The organism is Pseudomonas sp. G(2018), from assembly GCF_005502415.1.
Classification (GTDB): domain Bacteria; phylum Pseudomonadota; class Gammaproteobacteria; order Pseudomonadales; family Pseudomonadaceae; genus Aquipseudomonas.
The window spans coordinates 81,623-101,044 of sequence record NZ_SCOO01000005.1 but is presented as its reverse complement, the minus strand read 5'-3'; the positions used below and the strand labels follow the sequence as shown (position 1 = coordinate 101,044).

At 60.0% G+C, this 19,422-nt stretch carries 19 protein-coding genes; 4 read left to right on the top strand and 15 right to left on the bottom strand.

The annotated features are described in order from the left end of the window. The first annotated feature begins 147 nt into the window (after positions 1–147). From FFS64_RS06940 to FFS64_RS06930, 3 genes are all read left to right on the top strand, one after another. A complete protein-coding gene (locus FFS64_RS06940) occupies positions 148–1,179 on the top strand; it encodes an alpha/beta fold hydrolase (protein ID WP_137804743.1) in 1,032 nt (343 codons plus the stop codon). 121 nt (positions 1,180–1,300) lie between these two features. Next, positions 1,301–1,996 carry a hypothetical protein gene (locus FFS64_RS06935; protein ID WP_137804742.1) on the top strand — a complete coding sequence of 232 codons (696 nt, stop codon included), beginning with the start codon at positions 1,301–1,303 and terminating at the stop codon, positions 1,994–1,996. Further along, on the top strand, positions 1,993–2,901 hold the full coding sequence (locus FFS64_RS06930; RefSeq protein WP_137804741.1) for a hypothetical protein: 909 nt from the start codon (positions 1,993–1,995) through the stop codon (positions 2,899–2,901). The genes FFS64_RS06935 and FFS64_RS06930 overlap by 4 nt, the downstream gene beginning before the upstream one ends. A gap of 51 nt (positions 2,902–2,952) precedes the next feature. On the opposite strand, the gene FFS64_RS06925 is transcribed toward FFS64_RS06930, so the two are convergent. From FFS64_RS06925 to FFS64_RS06890, 8 genes are all read right to left on the bottom strand, one after another. Beyond that, positions 2,953–3,282 (bottom strand): GlpM family protein, encoded by a 330-nt coding sequence (locus tag FFS64_RS06925; protein ID WP_171017067.1) that lies wholly within the window; start codon positions 3,280–3,282, stop codon positions 2,953–2,955. An 8-nt stretch (positions 3,283–3,290) separates the two neighbouring features. Further along, the gene (locus FFS64_RS06920; RefSeq protein WP_137804739.1) at positions 3,291–4,619 is read right to left on the bottom strand and encodes a sigma-54 dependent transcriptional regulator; all 1,329 of its coding nucleotides are present in this window, start codon (positions 4,617–4,619) and stop codon (positions 3,291–3,293) included. Then, positions 4,616–6,517 carry a sensor histidine kinase gene (locus tag FFS64_RS06915; RefSeq protein WP_137804738.1) on the bottom strand — a complete coding sequence of 634 codons (1,902 nt, stop codon included), beginning with the start codon at positions 6,515–6,517 and terminating at the stop codon, positions 4,616–4,618. Before FFS64_RS06915 ends, FFS64_RS06920 begins: the two co-directional genes overlap by 4 nt. Positions 6,518–6,675: 158 nt before the next feature. After that, positions 6,676–7,410 carry an amino acid ABC transporter ATP-binding protein gene (locus FFS64_RS06910; protein WP_095197146.1) on the bottom strand — a complete coding sequence of 245 codons (735 nt, stop codon included), beginning with the start codon at positions 7,408–7,410 and terminating at the stop codon, positions 6,676–6,678. Beyond that, positions 7,407–8,078, bottom strand: coding sequence for an amino acid ABC transporter permease (locus tag FFS64_RS06905; protein WP_095197145.1), 672 nt, complete (start codon positions 8,076–8,078; stop codon positions 7,407–7,409). The genes FFS64_RS06910 and FFS64_RS06905 overlap by 4 nt, the downstream gene beginning before the upstream one ends. After that, complete coding sequence (locus tag FFS64_RS06900) at positions 8,078–8,824, bottom strand: amino acid ABC transporter permease (protein ID WP_137804737.1); 747 nt, start codon at positions 8,822–8,824, stop codon at positions 8,078–8,080. Before FFS64_RS06900 ends, FFS64_RS06905 begins: the two co-directional genes overlap by 1 nt. Positions 8,825–9,015: 191 nt before the next feature. Next, positions 9,016–9,930: a glutamate/aspartate ABC transporter substrate-binding protein gene (locus FFS64_RS06895; RefSeq protein WP_137804736.1), complete on the bottom strand. Its 915-nt coding sequence runs from the start codon at positions 9,928–9,930 to the stop codon at positions 9,016–9,018. Between the two features lie 276 nt (positions 9,931–10,206). Further along, on the bottom strand, positions 10,207–11,832 hold the full coding sequence (locus tag FFS64_RS06890) for a glucan biosynthesis protein D (protein ID WP_137804735.1): 1,626 nt from the start codon (positions 11,830–11,832) through the stop codon (positions 10,207–10,209). Between the two features lie 413 nt (positions 11,833–12,245). On the opposite strand from FFS64_RS06890, the gene FFS64_RS06885 reads away from it, so the two are divergent. Next, positions 12,246–12,431, top strand: coding sequence for a hypothetical protein (locus tag FFS64_RS06885; protein WP_090453315.1), 186 nt, complete (start codon positions 12,246–12,248; stop codon positions 12,429–12,431). 13 nt (positions 12,432–12,444) lie between these two features. Here the strand turns inward: FFS64_RS06885 and FFS64_RS06880 are convergent, their stop codons facing one another. The 7 genes from FFS64_RS06880 to FFS64_RS06850 form a co-directional block, all read right to left on the bottom strand. Continuing rightward, positions 12,445–12,774 carry a type II toxin-antitoxin system RelE/ParE family toxin gene (locus FFS64_RS06880; protein WP_137804734.1) on the bottom strand — a complete coding sequence of 110 codons (330 nt, stop codon included), beginning with the start codon at positions 12,772–12,774 and terminating at the stop codon, positions 12,445–12,447. Beyond that, on the bottom strand, positions 12,752–13,000 hold the full coding sequence (locus tag FFS64_RS06875; protein WP_137804733.1) for a CopG family ribbon-helix-helix protein: 249 nt from the start codon (positions 12,998–13,000) through the stop codon (positions 12,752–12,754). The genes FFS64_RS06880 and FFS64_RS06875 overlap by 23 nt, the downstream gene beginning before the upstream one ends. 204 nt (positions 13,001–13,204) lie before the next feature. Continuing rightward, entirely contained in the window at positions 13,205–14,689 is a 1,485-nt protein-coding gene (locus tag FFS64_RS06870) for an APC family permease (RefSeq protein WP_137804732.1), read from the bottom strand. Between the two features lie 215 nt (positions 14,690–14,904). Then, complete coding sequence (locus FFS64_RS06865; protein ID WP_137804731.1) at positions 14,905–16,329, bottom strand: gamma-aminobutyraldehyde dehydrogenase; 1,425 nt, start codon at positions 16,327–16,329, stop codon at positions 14,905–14,907. A 148-nt stretch (positions 16,330–16,477) separates the two neighbouring features. Next, positions 16,478–17,287, bottom strand: a complete 810-nt coding sequence (locus tag FFS64_RS06860; RefSeq protein WP_137804730.1) for an ABC transporter permease — start codon at positions 17,285–17,287, stop codon at positions 16,478–16,480. After that, complete coding sequence (locus FFS64_RS06855; RefSeq protein WP_095197140.1) at positions 17,277–18,224, bottom strand: ABC transporter permease; 948 nt, start codon at positions 18,222–18,224, stop codon at positions 17,277–17,279. Before FFS64_RS06855 ends, FFS64_RS06860 begins: the two co-directional genes overlap by 11 nt. 1 nt (position 18,225) lies before the next feature. Further along, entirely contained in the window at positions 18,226–19,263 is a 1,038-nt protein-coding gene (locus FFS64_RS06850; protein WP_137804729.1) for an ABC transporter ATP-binding protein, read from the bottom strand. Between the last annotated feature and the right edge of the window lie 159 nt (positions 19,264–19,422).

Here is a 19,422-nt window from a genome sequence, read left to right as displayed (position 1 = left end):
GAAGGCCTGCCGGGCATTGGCACTACATAGTTATCGCGACGACCACTCGGCGATGTTCATCAAACTGTCATTGAACTGTGGCAGCGCGCTTGAACAAACTTCATCAGACTCGCGCTCTACTGGGGTTCTGCGTTTTGGTGTTTTGTCATGCGTGCTTTGTTTTTATCGACGGCCATTTTTCTGGCCTCATTGTTCAGCCTGCCTTCCGTGGCGGCGTCTCGTTGTGATGTGAATGTTCAGACCGAACACGTCGATCTGGCGCAGGTGAACCTGGCGTACCAGAGCATCGGCCGTGCCTCGGACCCGGCGTTGCTGCTGGTGATGGGGTTGGGCGGGCAGTTGATTCACTGGCCCGACGAAGTGGTTGTCGCGTTGTGTCAGCAAGGGTTCCGGGTGATTCGCTATGACAATCGCGATGTCGGCCTGTCGACCTGGCGGCAGGCACCTGTAGAGGCCAACCTGGCCTTCGAGGTACTGCGCTACAAGCTGGGTTTGCCGGTGTCGGCGCCGTACTCGCTGACGGACATGGCCGATGATGGCCTGGGCCTGATGGATGCGTTGCACATCGAGCAATTCCACGTGCTGGGCGCGAGCATGGGCGGGATGATCGCCCAGCACATGGCGGCCATGGCGCCACAGCGGGTCGAGAGCCTGACGCTGATCATGACCACTTCCGGGGCCGAAGGCTTGCCCGCGCCTAGTGCGGCATTGGTTCAGTTGCTCGCACGTCGTGGTGCGCCGAATCGTGAAGTCGCCCTGGAGCAACAGGCCGATTTGCTGGCGGCACTGGGCAGCCCGACTGTGAGCGATGATCGGCAGGCGCTGCTGCATCAGGCGGCGCTGTCCTATGACCGGGCGTTCAATCCAGAAGGTGTGAAGCGGCAGATCATGGCCATTCTGGCCGAGCCGAGCCGGGTGCCGTTGCTCAATCAATTACGGGTGCCGGCGCTGGTGGTGCATGGCACGGCCGATCCGCTGTTACCGGTGATGCACGGCGTGCACCTGGCGGCGCATCTGCGTGGCAGTCAGTTGAAGTTGATTCCGGGGTTGGCTCATCGTTTTCAGGAGGCGTTCAAGGCGCCATTGCTGGCGGCAGTATTGCCGTATTTGCGTGAACACCGGGAGGACACTTCGCATTGGGCGCAGATCGAGCCGGTGCCGGCACCGAACCTCCTGTAAATCCCATCCAATGTGGGAGCTGAAAATTCCCGATGTCAAAAAGGTGTCAATATGCCACTATAGTTTTGACCGTTGCTGCCGATACGGGCGGTGATGATTTCAAACCATAGGGACATGATCCATGACTTTCCGCGCTCTACGCACCTGGGCGGTGCTGACTCTGTTGGCCTGCCTGACACTCACCGGCTGTGCTCACGTTCAACCTCCTGTACCACTGGACAATCAATTCTGGGACGCCAAGGAGCCGACCATCGGCGTGGCGATCACGGTGGTGCCACCACCGGTGCTGGCCTTGACCGGCAACCAGGGGCTGCTCGATTACGCCATCAACAAGGGCGTCAACAGCAAACTCAGCAGTAACGTCGAACAATGGCAAGTGCGCGACCTCACCACCTTGCCCGACGTGATCGTCGCCAAGTTGCAGGCCAAGGGTTACAAGGTCAAACGCATCGACGAACCGGTAGATCTGAAGGTTTACAAGGAAGTCTCCTTCCGCGAAGGCTACATGACCCGCGACCTGACGCCGGTCAAGGCGACCCATGGCGTGGACCGTCTGCTGTTGGTGAATGTGTACGCTACCGGCGCTACTCGCAGCTACTACGGGTTTGTACCGACCAGCGTACCGATGGCGCAAGTGGGCGGGCAGGGCATGGTGGTCGATCTGGCGGACAACAAATTGTTGTGGTTCAAGCCTTTTGTCGTGACGCAAGCTGCTCAAGGCGAGTGGGACGAGCCGACCTACACCAACCTGTCCAATGCCTTCTATCAGGCTGTGGATAACAGCCGTCAGCAAATGATCACCCCGTTCACCCAATGAAGCGTCCATTCGCAGTGGCCGGCGCGCTGGTCCTGCTGATGTTGGCGGGCTGCGCGCAGAAACCGGCTCCCGAGGCCGGTTTCAAAGACCAGAGCGCCTTGCCTTACGTTCAGGCCCACGGGCTCAAGGTCGACGTGCAGGTGCCGCAGGCGTTTGTCGGCGCCAGCACGGTGATCGATTCCGAGCAGGCCCTGAAGGCTGCATCGTCCAGCCACAACCTGATAGCGAGTTCGGGCAATACCGCCGGGCTTGCCGGGATTTTGCTGGCCAGTCTGATCAACACCCAGATGGGCAGCGGCACTTTGCAGCGCGATGCGGAAAAAGCCGCGCTCAAAGAGTCGCGACCGATGGCTGATCTGCTCGCCGGGGTGCCGCTGCAGGAACGTCTGCAACAACGCTTTCAGCAGGCTTCGAAAACGGCCGGACTCAAGCAGGGCGAGGGCCAGGTTACCGCGCGTTTGCTGATAGAGCCCAAACTGATGCTGACCCCGGATCGCGGCAGTTTTATCCTGGTCAATCAGGTCCAGGTTCAGGACATCGCCGGCTCACCGCTGTACCGCATGCGCATCGAGGTGGCCAGCCAGCCGGTTCGTCGCTGCGGCAAGCAGTGCATCGACGACGGCAGGCTTGATTTGGCGACAGTCACCGCCGTACTCGATGAGTGCATCGATGAGTCCATGCGGGTGTTGGCCACAGATCTGATGCAACCGACGCCCCCTGCGGCGGCTCAGGAAACCTTGCGTTATGTGCTTGATGGCCAGCGGGTGGTCGAGCGCGGATATCAATTGGCCAACAACGGCAATTACTGGCGCTATCGCAACCTCTATGGAGCGGTGAAGTCGGTGCCGGTGCCGTTTGAGGATGCGTTGACCCAGGCGCAGTTGCAGCAGGTTTACGCGCACTAAACGACACAACCCTGTGGGAGCGAGCAAGCCCGCTCCCACAAAGGGTTGTACTCAGGATTGGAAGCGAACCCATACTGAGACCAACACCGTCGCCGCCATCAACCACGCCACTGCCGCCACCGCCAAGGACGCCTCCAGGCGCATCCGGTCGACCATCAGGTACAAGGTCGCCAGGTAGATGAAGTACGGAATGATCGACCACATGCCAAACACGATGGTGGTTTTCAGGTCGTCTATCGAGCGCCCCTTGCCGACGATGTAATGTGCAATCAGCGCAAAGGTCGGAAACAGCGGCACCAGCCCGGCGATGTAATAGTTTCTGGTCTTGGATAGGGCGGCGAGGATCACCACCACCGCTGCACCCAGGGTCGCTTTGAGAATCAGATCCATCAGTGGCTCAGCCCGTACTTCTTCACTTTGTCGAACAGCGTGGTCTTGGCCATGCCCAATTCCTGGCTGGCCTGGGTCAGGTTGCCGCCACTGCGCTGCAAGGCATCGCTCAGCAGGTTGCGTTCGAAGGCTTCCACCGCTTCGGCGAAAGCCAGGCCTTGGGCGCTACTGCCCGCACCGGTTTTTTTGAAGGCAGGAAGACCAAGTGCAAAGCGTTCGGCGACGTTGCGCAGTTCGCGCACGTTGCCCGGCCAGTCGTGGCTCATCAGGTTCGACAGGGTCTGGTTATCCAGTTCCGGCGCGATGCGGTCGAAGCGCAAGGACGATTGCTGCAAGAAGTATTCGAACAGTTGCAGGATGTCTTCGCGGCGTTCGCGCAGCGGCGGCAGTTCCAGGGTCACCACGTTGAGACGGTAATACAGGTCGCTGCGGAACTCGCCGGCCTTGCTCGATTCGTCCAGATCGGACTTGGTCGCGGCGATCACCCGGCAATCCACCGCCACGCTCTGGTTCGAGCCGAGGCGTTCGAGGGTGCGTTCCTGCAACACCCGCAGCAGTTTGATCTGCAGGGGCAGGGGCATGCTTTCCACTTCATCGAGGAACAGCGTGCCGCCGTCGGCATGCTCGATCTTGCCGATCCGTCGTTTGCCGGCACCGGTGAAAGCGTTGGCCTCATGACCGAAGATTTCGCTCTCGAACAGGTTCTCCGGCAGGCCGCCGCAGTTCAACGCGACGAATTGCCGGGTGTGGCGGCGACTGAAGTCGTGCAGGCAGCGCGCTACCAACTCCTTGCCGGTGCCGGTTTCGCCTTCGATCAGCACGTTGGCCGAGGTGTCGGCGACGTTGGCAATCAGTTCGCGCAGGTTCTGCATGGCCGGCGAACGGCCGATGATCCGGCCTTCGAGTGAATCCCGCTCCGCCAGTTGCCGGCGCAACGACGAGACTTCACGCGCCAGGCTGCGTTGCTCCAGCGCTCGGCGTGCCACATCCACCAGACGCTCCGGGGAGAAGGGTTTTTCCATGAAGTCGTAGGCGCCTTTCTGCATCGCGCCCACGGCCATGGAAATATCACCGTGCCCGGTAATCAGCACCACCGGCAGGCTGCGGTCGCGGGCCTTGAGCCGGGTCAGCAGTTCCAGGCCATCGATACCCGGCAGGCGGATGTCACTGATGACGATGCCGGCAAAGTTGTCACCGACGCGCTCCAGGGCCTCTTCGGCACTGCCTACGCCAATGCACGGAATGTCTTCCAGGGTCAGGGCCTGCTGGCAGCCGAGCAGCACATGGGGGTCGTCTTCGACGATCAATACACTAAGGTCGTGGTTCATATTGGCTCGGCGGGAATGGGGCTTACCAACGGTAAACTGAGGACGAATGCGGTGCCACCGCTGGCCGGGTGCTCGACACCCAGGTGACCGCCGGTAGCGGCGGCCAGGCTCGCGGACAGGGTCAGGCCGAGGCCAAGACCCTGTTCGCCGGGTTTGGTGGTGAAGAAGGGTTCGAACAGGTGCTTGCGTGCTTCGGCGTCGATGCCGTGGCCGTTGTCCCGAACCCGCAGCCGATACTTGCCATCGCCGGTGTCGCCTTCGAGCCACAACTCAGGCTGCGGTTGCGCCTGCATGGCATCGAGGGCATTGCCGATAAGGTTGACGAGAATCTGTTCCAGTCGGGTCTGGTCGATCTGCACCTGCACCTCGTCGAAATGCCGGTGCAGTTGCAGATGGGCGTTTTCGACGCGGCTGCCCAGCAGTTGCAGTGCCGCGTCCACGGCTTTGCCGAGGCAGGCCTGACCCTTGTCATCACCGCGCCGGGCGAAGGAACGCAGGCTGGCGGTGATCCGGCCCATGCGGTCGATCAATTCGTTGATGGTCTTGAGGTTGGTGCTGGCCACGTCCAGTTGACCGCGCTCGAGAAAGCGCACGGTATTGCCGGACAGGGTACGCAGCGCCGCCAGCGGCTGGTTCAATTCGTGGGCAATGCTGGTGGACATCTGGCCGATCGCCGCGAGTTTTCCGGCCTGCACCAGTTCATCCTGGGCACGACGCAAGGTCTCTTCGGCGTGACGCCGTTCGCGGATCTGGCCTTTAAGGCGTTCGTTGCTGGCGCGCAGGTCGACGGTGCGTTCGGTAATCCGACGCTCCAGTTGATTGTTGGCTTCCTGCAAGGCTTCCCGGGCGGCGAGGCGGGTGGCGATCACCTTGCGTCGTTCGTTCCAGGCAATCAGCAGGAACGCCACGAGAGCGAAAGCCACCGCCACCAGAATCCCCTGATTGATCGCCTCTCGGCGCAAATCCTGCAATGGCGTGAGCAGGGTGAAATTCCACGGTGTATCGCTCAAATTGCGGGTTTGCGACAGATAGCTGATGTTTTCTTCGTCGGAGACCAGTTCGCTGTTGGCCGGAAAGGTCAGTTTTTCCACGCCTTCGGACAGGGTTTCCCGAGCCAGCGGTTGCAGTTCGTTGAGCGGGAACCAGTAATACTGAAGGCTGCGGGCAAGTTTTTCCTTGGTCTCGTCGCTCAGGGGGATCACTGATTTCAAGCGCCGCGCCGGATCGCTGGACAGAATGATGATGCCGTTCTCGTCACTGACGAAGGCTTCCAGGCGTGCCCGCTGCCAGCGTTCTTCCATGGCTTCCAGGCGCACCTTGACCACCGCGACGCCGATGATCTTGCCGTGTTCTTCCAGGCCATGAGCCAGGTAGTAACCGGGTTCGCCGTTGGTACTGCCGATGCCGTAGAACCGCCCCGGCTGACCGCGCACGGCGTTCTGGAAATAGGCGCGGAAGGACAGGTCTTCACCCAGATAACTGTCGACATCGCGCCAGTTACTGGTGGCCATGACGCGACCGGTGGTGTCCATCACATAAATAGCCCGACTACGACTGCGCCGGTTCAGGCCTTCGAGGTAATCGTTGACCGTTTGCCGGTATTCCGGGGTCGGGTCGGCCAGCAGCTTCGACACACTGGTTTCGAGTTCCAGCAGGCTGGGCAGGTAGGTGTATTTGCTGATTTCGCTTTCGACGGCGCGGGCGTGCAGTTCCAGCTGGCGCTGGCCGCTTTCGCTCAGGCTGCGGACGCCGTAGTGTTCACTGACCCAGAAGCCGGCATAACCCAGTCCGATCATCAGCGCGATGATCAGCGGCGGCAGGAACAGATGGCGAATCAGACGGGGTTTCACGGCGAGTGATGGCGACGCGGCGCGATAGAGGGTGGGGTCGCATTTCATCACAGATGCCTTGGGTCAACCAGCGTCCGCCTGCCTCCTGCAGGAGCGAGCTTGCTCGCGATGGTCGTCAACGATGACGCGTTCATCCTGGATGTACGCGGTGTCTTTGAGTTCATCGCAAGCAAGCTCGCTCCTACAGAGGGGCGGTCGTGTTGCTGTTAGTGCTGCAGAATCTTGTTGAGGAAGTGCTGCGTACGCTCGGCGCGGTGGCTGATGTCGCCGAAGAACTCCTCTTTCTTGCAGTCCTCGATGATTTTGCCCTGGTCCATGAAGATCACGCGGTCGGCCACTTTACGGGCGAAGCCCATTTCGTGGGTTACGCACATCATGGTCATGCCTTCGTGGGCCAGTTGCACCATCACGTCCAGCACTTCGTTGACCATTTCCGGGTCCAGTGCCGAGGTCGGTTCATCGAACAGCATGACAATCGGGTCCATCGCCAGCGCACGGGCAATCGCCACACGCTGCTGCTGGCCACCGGACAGTTGGCCGGGGTGCTTGTGGGCGTGAGCCGAGAGGCCGACACGCTCCAGCAGTTGCAGGCCTTTCTTGGTGGCTTCTTCCTTGCTGCGGCCCAGCACCTTGATCTGCGCGATGGTCAGGTTTTCGGTGATGGTCAGGTGCGGGAACAGCTCGAAATGCTGGAACACCATGCCCACGCGCGAGCGCAGCTTCGGCAGGTTGGTCTTCGGGTCGGCAATGGACGTGCCATCGACCACGATGTCGCCTTTCTGGAACGGTTCCAGGGCGTTGACGCACTTGATCAGGGTCGATTTGCCGGAACCGGACGGACCGCACACCACGATCACTTCGCCTTTTTTGACCTCGGTGCTGCAATCAGTCAGCACCTGGAAGTCCCCATACCACTTGTTGATGTTTTTGATAGAGATCATACGGCGAACCTTTTTTGCAGACGCTTGACCAGCTGCGAGGCGGCAAAGCTGATGATGAAGTACACGAGACCTGCGAAGATCAGGAACTCATTGGAGCGGCCAATGATGTCGCCACTGGCGCGCGAAGCATTGAGGAAGTCCACCAGGCCGACGGCGTAGACCAGCGAGGTGTCCTGAAACAGGATGATGCTCTGTTGCAGCAACAGCGGAGTCATCTTGCGGAACGCTTGCGGCAGGATGATCAGGCGCATCATCTGGCCATAGTTCATACCCAGCGCTTGGGCGGCACCCATCTGCCCCTTGGGAATCGACTGCACGCCAGCGCGGACGATTTCGCAGAAGTACGCCGCTTCGAACATCATGAATGCCACGATGCAGGAGGCAAATGCGCCGATCGGGGTGTCTTCGCCGGTGATCCAGCGCAGCACGAACGGCACCGCCAGGTAGAACCAGGTGATGACCAGCAGCAACGGAATCGAACGGAAATAGTTAACGTAGGCGCCGGCGATGTTCGACAGCAGTTTGTTGTGGGACAGGCGCATCAGGGCCAGCAGGGTGCCGAGAATGATCCCGCCGACCACGCCCAGGGCCATCAGCTTGAGGGTCATGATCATGCCGTTCCACAAGCCCGGCAGGGACGGGATGATGCCCGAGAAATCGAATTCCATCATTTACCCCCTACGGAAATCAGGCCCGGTACGGCGACTTTCTTCTCGACCATGCGCATCAGCAGCATCAGGCTCATGTTCAGGGTGAAGTAGATCAGCGTGGCCAGGGTGAACGCTTCGAACAGGTTGGCCGAGAACTCTGCGGTCTGTTTGGTCTGCGCGAGCAGCTCCATCAGGCCGATCAGCGAAGCCACGGACGAGTTCTTGAAGACGTTGAGAAACTCCGAGGTAAGCGGCGGAATGATGATCCGGTAAGCCTGGGGCAGCAGCACGTTCCAGTAGATCTGCGGCAACTTGAAGCCCATGGCGCGGGCAGCGGATTCCTGGCCTTTTGGCAGCGCCTGAATGCCGGTGCGCACCTGTTCACAAACGCGGGCAGCGGTGAACAGGCCCAGGCACACGACGACGCTGAGGAAGGCCGAGGTGGTCGGGTTCAGGTCCTGCTTGTACCACTCTTGCAAATCCGGTGGCAGCAGGTCGGGCACCAGGAAGTACCAGATGAACAGCTGAACCAGCAGCGGCACGTTGCGGAAGAGTTCTACGTAGCAGGTGGCGATGCCCGATACGATGCGGTTCGGCACGGTGCGCATGACACCCAGGATCGAACCCAGTATCAGGGCGATGATCCAGGCCGCGATGGCGATGCCGATGGTCCAGCCCAGTCCGGAGATGAACCAGTCGAGATAGGTCTCGCTGCCCACGCCGGTGGACTTGAAGAACACGCCCCAGTCCCAGTTGTAATTCATTAGGGTCTCCCCTTGAGATCAATCGATGCAAGTACCCGCTTGGGGGAAACTCCGTTCCCGCCTGATCATGACGATCAGGCACACGCGATCGGCTCGACAGCCACCGGTCCGAGTGTTTCCAAAAATGCCAGCAGGAAGTGACACCTCCTGAAAGGGCTGCGGCCCTCTCAGGAGATAAGGTTAGTCAGAAATCAGGATTTCTTGTCGTCAGCCGCTTTATCGGTCGGATTGGCGATCAGGGCCTTGAGCTCGTCGCTCATCGGGAAGTTCAGGTTCAGGTTTTTCGGCGGAATTGGCTGCATGAACCATTTTTCGTAGATCTTGTTGATCTCGCCCGATGCGTAGGTTGCCTTGATGGCGTCGTCTACAGCCTTCTTGAACGGCTCGTCGCCCTTGCGCACCATGCAGCCGTAGATTTCGTAGGACTGTGGAGTACCGGTAACTTCCCAGTCGCTCGCCTTCTTGGCCTTGGCGGCTTCGCCGGCCAGCAGGGCGTCATCCATCATGAACGCAACGGCACGACCGGTTTCCAGCATCTGGAAGGACTCGCCGTGGTCTTTGGCGGAAATGACGTTCATGCCCATCTGCTTGTCGGCGTTCATCGCCTTGAGGATGCGCTCGGACGTGGTGCCGGCGGTGGTCACGACGTTCTTGCCGGCCAGGTCCGGGAAATCCTTGTACTTGGAGTCTTTCTTGGACAGAAGACGGGTACCGATTTCGAAGATGCCGACGGAGAAGTCAACTTGCTGCTGACGCTCGACGTTGTTGGTGGTGGAGCCGCACTCCAGGTCCACGGTGCCGTTCTGCACCAGCGGGATACGGGTTTGCGAGGTGACCAGGTTGTACTTGACCTGCAGGTTCGGCATGTCCAGGTCTTTTTTCAGGGCTTCGACGACTTTCAGCTGGATGTCGTGGGAGTAGCCGACCGGCTTGCCGGAAGCGTCCGCGATGTAGGAGAAAGGAATGGAAGCGTCACGATGCCCGAGGGTGATAACACCGGACTCTTTGATTTTCTTCAGGGTGCCGGTGAGTTCGGCGGCGAAAACTGGCGTGCTGATCAGAGCGGCAGCAATGGCTGCGCCCAGGATATGGGGAACGATGCGCATCAAATTTTCCTCGACATTGTTTTTTTTATGGAGCCAGTTCATCGGCCCTTTTGTGCTGCGAATGCCTGATGGCTCCTGACGTGTTGGCACAACAGGCATTCATCGAAGAAGTGTAGAGCATGACCCGTGCCAGGCCATGCTTAATGAGTCAAGTAGTTGATTTATAAGGAAATTAATTATTTGTGGCGGGATTTTTAACGCTGAATGATCCGGTTAACCGAACCGACCGACAGGTCGCGTTCGGAAAACCGAATGCTGAATGGGCGCAACCCCGGATCAAGGGTATTTGCGCTTGTCCGGGGCCGGCGGGAAATACTGGTACAACCAGGTTTCACTGAGCGTGCGGTCGTTGGTGCGGATGAACAGGCGCAGTTCGACGGGGTCCACGCTGTCGTTGGTCGGGTACCAGTCGAACAGGATGCGATAGCCCTTGATGTCATCGAGTACCAGCACGCTGAAATCCTTGACCTCTCCGTTCGAGCAGGTGACCACCGGTTCAATGCCGGCACCCTCGGGCAAGCGGTCCAGGCCGCCGCCTGAGAAGTCCACGGCAAATCGGCGAGCCCAGACTGGTGGGTAATGTTCGCCCGGCGCCCAACCTTCGGTGAAGCCGCCCATCCCGGAGCGGGTCGCGTGGACTCGCGCCAGCGGCGTGCCGACCGGTGGCAGTGCGCTCCAGTACAGTTTGTAGCCGTAGTTCAGCGAATCGCCGGCCGCCACCGGTTTTTTCGGCGTCCAGAAAGCGACGATGTTGTCCATGGTTTCGCCGGTGGTAGGAATTTCCAGCAGATCGACCGAGCCCTCGCCCCACGCCGTCGTAGGCTCGACCCACAGGCTTGGGCGCCGGCTGTACCAGTCGACGGTGTCCTGATAACTGGCGAACTCGTGGTCGGTCTGCACCAGGCCGAAACCTTTCGGGTCCTTGTCGGCGAAGGCGTTGAATTGCAGTTTGGCCGGGTTGTTCAGCGGACGGCAGATCCATTCGCCGTTGCCGCGCCACATCGCCAGGCGATCGGAGTCGTGGATCTGCGGGTGAATGGTGTCGCACATCCGGCGTTCGTGGGTGCCGCAGCTGAACATGCTGGTCATCGGCGCGATGCCCAGTTGATCGATGGCGGTGCGGGCGTTGACGTGTGCGTCCACCTCCATCACCACGCGCTCGGCCTGGCAATCGATGTCAAAACGGTAGGCACCGGTGGCGCTCGGCGAATCGAGCAGGGCGTAGACCACGAAGCGGGTGCTGTCCTTGTCCGGGGTTTCGAACCAGAACTTGGTGAAGTCAGGGAATTCTTCGCGCTTCTTGGCGTAGGTGTCGATCGCCAGGCCGCGGGCCGACAAGCCGTACTGGCCGGTGGCATCCACCGCGCGGAAGTAGCTGGCGCCGAGGAAGGACACCACGTCGTGCTTGTCCAGCTCCGGGGCCTTGAACAGTTTGAAACCGGAAAACCCCAGGTCGCCGGTGAGCTGCTTGGTATCGACCGTGGTGTTTTCATAGTTGAACAGCGACGGGCGGAAATGCACCTCGCGGGCCATGCGAGTCTTGGGATCGACGCTGTACATGCGCACCGGCTGCTTGAAGCCCATGCCGACGTGGAAAAACTGTACATCCAGCTGACCCTTGTTTTCTTTCCACAGCGAATGGGCGCCGTCGTAGCGGATCGCGTTGAAGTTCTGCGGGGTCATGGTCGCCAAAGTCGGTGGCAATACCTGCTTGGTGTCCTGGTAGCGATTGCTGGCAAGCTGCTTGGCCTGGATCTTCAAGGCTTCGAAGTCGAACGACCGGGCTTCGCCATCGGCGGCCCCGGTGGCGGCCCAAGCGCGGGCGGCGAGCAGGCCGGTGGCGGACAAACCGGTGTAAGCCGCAATGGCCATGGAGGCTTTGAGCAAATTCCTGCGGTGCATAAATTCAACCTGTCGTGAACAATCCCGCGCCGTTCCTGGCACGTGCTGGATCAGAAATAACGGTTCGGACATGCCTTCGGCCAAACGCATCGGACTTTAAACAGATGCCGATAGCTTAAACCGTTCGATGGCAGATCAAAATTGATTGATGGCACGGCGCTAGCGTACGAGTGAAACAAGACATGTCGGGAAACATTTCCGACAGCGACTTCTGATTTACAGGGCATTTCTGCTTTTTTCGATTAATTACTCTAAAAAGCGCTTTTCAGCGCCCGGAATATTTCTATTCTGTGTTCATGACCGGTTTATGCCCTTCGGGCCGGTGCGGTTCAGTTGGCACAAGGAGCTGCTGAAAAACGAATAGGGCGATGCGGTTTCTGAAGTTTTCTTTGACGTAGAGAAGGACATCGTCCATGTCGAAAGTACAAGGCATCACCGAAATATTGGGAATCTTTCCGTGCCTGTCCACTGGCCGGCGAAGACGTCGATTGAACTCCGAGGAAATGAAGCTGGTGGAGCGTTATCGCGAACTGTCGGAGAGCGACCGGATTGCGATGCGGTATCTGGTGGATGCGATGAGGAGTGTTTCAAGGTTTTGAAGAAAAGGTGCATTCAGTCGCGGCAATCCTGTCGCGGCTGGATGTTCTCCGTTTGCCAATCCTGTGAACGTTCAGAACGTTGATGCAGCACCCTCAACACCTGTATTTGGCCTTGAGCATATCGATAAGGAGCAATGAACGGATAACGGCCAGGTACTAGCTCTCGCACGTCGGGCATTACTGATGGTCTGCCAGAGCCCGGAAACTGTTCCAGCAACTGGAAGGATTGCAGGATTGTTGAAATGATTTCGATGTCGGCACTTGCGCCGACGACCACCCGGTAATGCTCATGAATGTTGTCGAGGTCGCTCTCGGCTTTTTCAGTCAGTACTACGCTCGGCACGTTTTACCCACTTAGCCTTCACGGCATCCAGATCAGTAAGTTTCCCTGCGTCGGCATCGGCAATGCCGTCACTTATCGCTTGCAGATGCCAGAATTCGGCTTCCACGTAGCGGACCAGTGCACGTTTGAGGTGATATTGACGGTCGCGGTCGGTGGCTGCTGCCAATTGATCCAGTTGCTGGGCCAACAGTTCTTCGACGCGAAAAGACAAAACGGGAGAGGCCATGGCGGCTCTCCTAAGATGTATACATTGTAAACGCCGTAAACACCCTAGGCAGTCCCGTGATTCTCGTCAACCGATGCCTCGTGCACGGTTGCGAAAACTCTAGCTGGGGATACACCGGCAGGGGGGAGGGAACTGTCTCGAAGTATTTACCTGCTTGAATGGCCAGATTGCCCCGGCACCTATGTGGCACCGGGGCAACTCAGGTTACCGACTAACCTTCCACGCATCCCCCGCAGGCGCAGTCCCGTGGTTATACGGCTTGGCGATCCACATGTAGAGCAGCCCCAGGCCGATGACGATGGCGGTACTCAGGACCATGGCGTAGTTGATGTACCACGCGGCGTCCGGGGTGCGGGGCCAGGCCATGTTGATGATGGCGCCGACGCCGTAGACCAGCGCGCCGATGTTCACCGGCCAGCCCCAGGCACCCAGGGTGAATTTGCCGCTGGGTTTCCAGCCTTTCAGGCGGGCGTACAGTGCCGCGAGTACGATCATCTGGAACGCCAGGTAGATGCCGATGGCGGCGAAGCTGACGATGGTGGCGACTGCGTCCTGGAGGAAGAAGCCGAGGACGATGATCAGCGCCGGCAGGACGCCGGACACGAACAGCGCGGCAACCGGTACCTGGGTGTGAGGCGAGATCTTTTTCAGCAGTCGACTGCCGATCACCATTTCGTCCCGGGCGTAGGAATACAGCAGACGACTCGCCGCCGCTTGCAGGCTAATGACGCAGGAGATGAAGGAAATCATCACCACACCCATCACCATTTTCGAACCGACCGGACCGAAGGCGTTGTTGAGGATGGTGCCGACCGGGTCCTTGTCGGTGCCGTCGATCACCGCTTGCATGTCCGGCACGGCGAGGATCAATGCCAGGCAGGCGAACATCGCTGCCACGCCGCCGATGTAGATGGTCATGCGCATGGCCACCGGAATTTTCTTGCTCGGGTTTGGGGTTTCTTCGGCCACATCGCCGCAGGCCTCGAAGCCGTAGTACAGGAACATCCCCGCCAGCGAGGCAGTGAGGAAGGCCGGCAGGTACGAGCCGTTGATGCTGATGTCGAAGGTGTTGAACAGTACGCTGATCGACTGATGACGCTCGAAAATCAGCAGGTACACGCCAACGATCACCGCACCGATCAGTTCGCAGAGGAAACCGAACATGGCAATGCGCGCCAGTACCTTGGTGCCGCTGAGGTTGATCAGGGTGGCGAACAGCGTCAGCACCAGGGCGATGACGATGTTGGTGTTGTTGCTCGGTTCAAAACCCAGCATCGCCGCGAGGTAAGGACCGGCGCCGACGGCAACGGCGGCGATGGTCACGCACAGGGCAATGGAGTAGATCCAGCCGACCATCCACGCCCAGCGCTTGCCCACCAGGCGACGGGCCCATGGGTACACTCCACCGGAAATCGGGAACTGCGAGACCACTTCACCGAAGATCAGGCACACCAGCAACTGACCGCAACCGACCAGCAGATAGGCCCAGAACATCGGTGGCCCGCCGGCGGCGAGGCACAGTCCGAAGAGGGTATAAACCCCTACGACCGGCGAGAGATAAGTGAAGCCCAGGGCGAAGTTTTCCCACAGGCTCATGCTGCGATTGAAGTTGGAGGTGTAACCCAGTTTGCGTAGTTGCTCGGCATCGCTGTCGGCAACGACGGCAGAGAGATCGGACGATGAACTCATGTGTTTGCTCCGGAAAATCGGCAGATTTCGGATGTCCGATGCCGTGGTGGGGCCTTAAGGGCGCCGCCCGGATCGGTGGTTATTGTTGTGTTTGAAACCTAGTGGTGCGTAATCCCGGTCGACCTTGAAACCGAGGTGACGCAATCGCTGGCAAGCCAGCTCCCACAGGTTCAGTGGCGACCCTTGTGGGAGCTGGCTTGCCAGCGATGCTTTTTTTAGTGCTTGAACATCACATGCCGCACAACGGTGTAATCCTCCAATCCGTACATCGACATGTCCTTCCCGTACCCGGACAGTTTCTGACCGCCATGGGGCATTTCGCTGACCAGCATGAAGTGGGTGTTGACCCAGGTGCAGCCGTACTGCAACCGCGCCGACAGACGATGGGCGCGGCCGACGTCGGCGGTCCACACCGAGGACGCCAGACCGTAGTCGGAGTCGTTGGCCCACCCCAGCACCTGGGCTTCATCGGTGAATTTGGTCACCGACACCACCGGCCCGAACACTTCGCGGCGGACGATTTCGTCATCCTGCTGAGCGTCGGCCAGCACCGTCGGCTCGAAGAAGAAGCCGTTGCCATCCACCGTTTTGCCGCCAGTGATCAGGCGGATGTGCGGCTGGGCTATGGCACGCTCGACGAAACCAGCGACGCGGTCACGGTGTTGCGCGGTGATCAGCGGCCCAAGTTCGGTGGCCGGGTCATCCTGCAGCCCGTATTTAATGCTGCTGACGGCGGCACCAAGCTTCTCGACAAACTTCTCGTAGATGCCTTCTTGCGCGTAGATACGGCAGGCGGCGGTGCAGTCCTGGCCGGCGTTGTAGAAGCCGAAGGTGCGGATGCCTTCCACGGCGGCGTCGATGTCAGCGTCGTCGAAGATGATCACCGGGGCCTTGCCACCCAGTTCCATGTGCATGCGTTTGACGCTGTCGGCGGTGCTGGAAATGATGTTCGAACCGGTGGCGATCGAACCGGTCAACGACACCATGCGCACTTTCGGGTGAGTGACCAGCGGGCTGCCGACGGTAGGACCACGGCCGAACACTAGGTTGAGTACGCCGGCAGGGAAAATGTCCGACGCCAGTTCGGCCAGACGCAACGCCGTCAACGGGGTCTGTTCCGACGGTTTGAGTACCACGGTATTACCGGCGGCCAGGGCCGGGGCGATTTTCCAGGCAACCATCATCAGCGGGTAGTTCCATGGCGCGATGGAGGCGATCACGCCCACCGGGTCGCGACGGATCATCGAGGTGTGGCCTGGCAGGTATTCACCACCGGCCGAACCGCTCATGCAGCGGCTGGCGCCGGCGAAGAAGCGGAACACGTCGGCAATCGCCGGGATCTCGTCGTTCAGCGCGGCACTGTAGGGCTTGCCGCAGTTATCCGATTCCAGTTTGGCCAGCTCTTCGCCGTGGGCTTCAATGGCGTCGGCGAGTTTGAGCAGCAGCAGCGAGCGTTCTTTCGGCGGCGTGTGCGACCAGCTGTCGAACGCGGCATCGGCGGCGCGCACGGCGGCATCGACCTGGGATTCGCTGGCTTCGTTGATTTCTACCAGCACGCGGCCCAGTGCGGGGTTGAACACCGGTTGGGCGGGGCCTTCGCCGGTGAGCAGTTGGCCGTTGATCAAGAGTTGGGTTTGCATGGCTATGTCCTCTTCAAAGCATTTCTTGTTTTTGTGGGAGCGAGCCTGCTCGCGAAGGCGGCCTGGCAGTCGACATCGGTGTTGAATGTCATACCGCTTTCGCGAGCAGGCTCGCTCCCACAGGGGATATTCGCTGTCTGTTTCTGATTTATTTCCCGCCGCTACCGGCCACGCTCTCACCGCCACGGGTCAGGTAATAGGCGCCGAGAATCGGCAGCATGGTCACGATCATCACCAGCATCGCGACGACGTTGGTCACCGGCACGTCCCGAGGACGGCTCAGTTGGTTGAGCAGCCACAGCGGCAGGGTGCGCTCGTGGCCGGCGGTGAAGGTGGTGACGATGATTTCGTCGAATGACAGTGCAAACGCGAGCATGCCGCCGGCCAGCAACGCCGAGCCGAGGTTGGGCAGGATGATGTAGCGGAAGGTCTGCCAACCGTCGGCGCCGAGGTCCATCGAGGCTTCGATCAGGCTGTGGGAGGTGCGGCGCAACCGGGCGATGACGTTGTTGTAGACGATCACCACGCAGAAGGTCGCGTGGCCGACGATGATGGTGAACATCCCAGGCTCGATGCCCAGCGTCTTGAAGGTTGCCAGCAGCGCGATCCCGGTGATGATCCCCGGCAGGGCGATCGGCAGTATCAGCATCAGCGAGATGCCTTGCTTGCCGAAGAAGTCCCGTCGGTACAGCGCCGCCGACGCCAGTGTGCCAAGCACCATGGCAATCGCCGTGGCAACGGCAGCAATCTGCAACGACAGCTTGATCGCTTCCAGCACGTCCGGCCGTGAGAACGCCACGCTGATCCACTTCAGGGTGAAGCCCTTGGGCGGAAAGCTGAACGCTGCGTCTTCGGTGTTGAAGGCGTACAGGAAGATGATCAGGATCGGGAAGTGCAGGAACACCAGCCCGCCCCAGGCTGCGATTTTCAGGCCGAGTGAAGCTTTCTCAGAGTGCATCGAAGGCCCCCAGTCGTTTGACGATAGACAGGTAAATGGCGATCAGCACGATCGGCACCAGGGTGAAGGCGGCGGCCATCGGCATGTTGCCAATCGCACCTTGCTGGGCATACACCATGCTGCCCACGAAGTAGCCCGGCGGGCCCACCAGTTGCGGCACGATGAAGTCACCCAGGGTCAGCGAAAACGTGAAGATGGAACCTGCGGCAATGCCGGGAATCGACAGTGGCAGAATCACCTGCATGAAGGTCTGGCGTGGCTTTGCGCCGAGGTCGGCGGACGCTTGCAGCAGTGACGGCGGCAGGCGCTCCAGTGAGGCCTGGATCGGCAGGATCATGAACGGCAGCCAGATGTAGACGAACACCATGAAACGGCCCAGGTGCGAGGTCGACAAGGTACTGCCACCGACACCCGGAATGCCCAGCACGAACTGCAACAACGGTTCCAGCCCCAGGTTCTGGACGAACCACTGGGCCACGCCACCCTTGGCCAGCAGCAGGGTCCAGGCATAGGCCTTGACGATGTAACTGGCCCACATCGGCATCATCACCGCGATGTAGAAAAACGCTTTGGTCTTGCCGGTGGTGTAGCGCGCCATGTAATAGGCAATCGGGAACGCGACAATGGCGCTGGCGATGGACACGACGATGGCCATGCTCAGGGTGCGCAGGATGATGTCGAAGTTCGATGGCTGGAACAGCGCGGCGAAGTTCGCCAGGGTCAGGTCGGGCGTGACCGCCATGGTGAAGTCGTCGAAGGTGTAGAAACCTTGCCACAGCAGCGTCAGCAACGAGCCCAGGTAAATCGCGCCGAACCACAGTAGCGGCGGCACCAGCAGCATCGACAGGTACAGGTTCGGCCGGCGGTAGAGCAGGTTGGAAAACCTGCGCAGCGGCGAGCCGCCGGACGGGGTTTGCGAGATGGCCAAGGTGCTCATGTCACACCCCGCCTGCAACGGTGTCGAACAGCGGGATCATGGCCTCGCGGGCCCAGCGCGCCGTCATGCGTTGTCCGGTCTGGTGCTGGGCGCTGGTATCGAGCCATTGATTGTTGGCCTGGCTAATGTTCAGGGTCTGGCCGTTTTCCAGTTTCAGTTCATAGCGGGTGGCACTGCCCTGGTACTGGATGTCGTGCAACAAGCCGCTGACTTCGACTTCATGGCTGGCCAGCGGGCCTTCGGCGAAGCGCACGTGTTCGGGGCGAATCGAGAACGGCTGTGGGTTGCCGCTCAACTGTTTGGCCAGGTCGCCGCGTATTACGTTGGACGTGCCGACGAATTCGGCGACGAAGGTGGTCGAGGGTTTCATGTACAGGTTGCGCGGCGAATCGACCTGTTCAATGCGGCCCTTGTTAAATACAGCGACGCGGTCGGACATCGACAGCGCTTCGGTCTGGTCGTGGGTGACGAAAATGAAGGTGATGCCGAGCTGGCGTTGCAGCTTCTTCAATTCGCCTTGCATCTGCTCGCGCAGTTTCAGGTCCAGCGCGCCAAGCGGTTCGTCGAGCAGCAGCACGCGAGGCCGGTTGACCAAGGCTCGGGCCAGGGCTACACGCTGGCGCTGGCCACCGGAGAGCTGTACCGGTTTGCGCTCGCCGTAGCCTCCGAGGGCGACCATGTCGAGGGCTTCCTCGGCGCGCTTCAAGCGTTCGGCTTTGCCGACGCCTTTGACTTTCAAACCGTAGGCGACGTTGTCGCGAACGTTCATGTGCGGGAACAGCGCGTAATCCTGGAACACGGTGTTCACGTCACGCTGATACGGCGGCAGCCCGGCGGCTTCTTCGCCATGAATCCGTATCGAGCCTGCGCTCGGCTGTTCAAAACCTGCGATAAGGCGCAGGCAGGTGGTTTTGCCCGAGCCGGAAGGCCCCAGCATGGAGAAAAACTCGCCGTCCTGAATGTCGATGGAAACCCGGTCAACGGCTTTCACTTCGCCGAACTGACGGGAGACGTTGGTGAACTGGACTGCAAGCGTCATGGTGCGGTGCTCCAAAAAGGCGAGGGCCGTCGCAGCGGCCCTGCCTGGACTTCTGAAAAATCTGAATCAACTATCTGAATGCCGGGCACCGTAGTGGCAACGGCGATGATCAAATGTGGGAGCTGGCTTGCCAGCGATAGCGGAGTGTCAGCCAACATC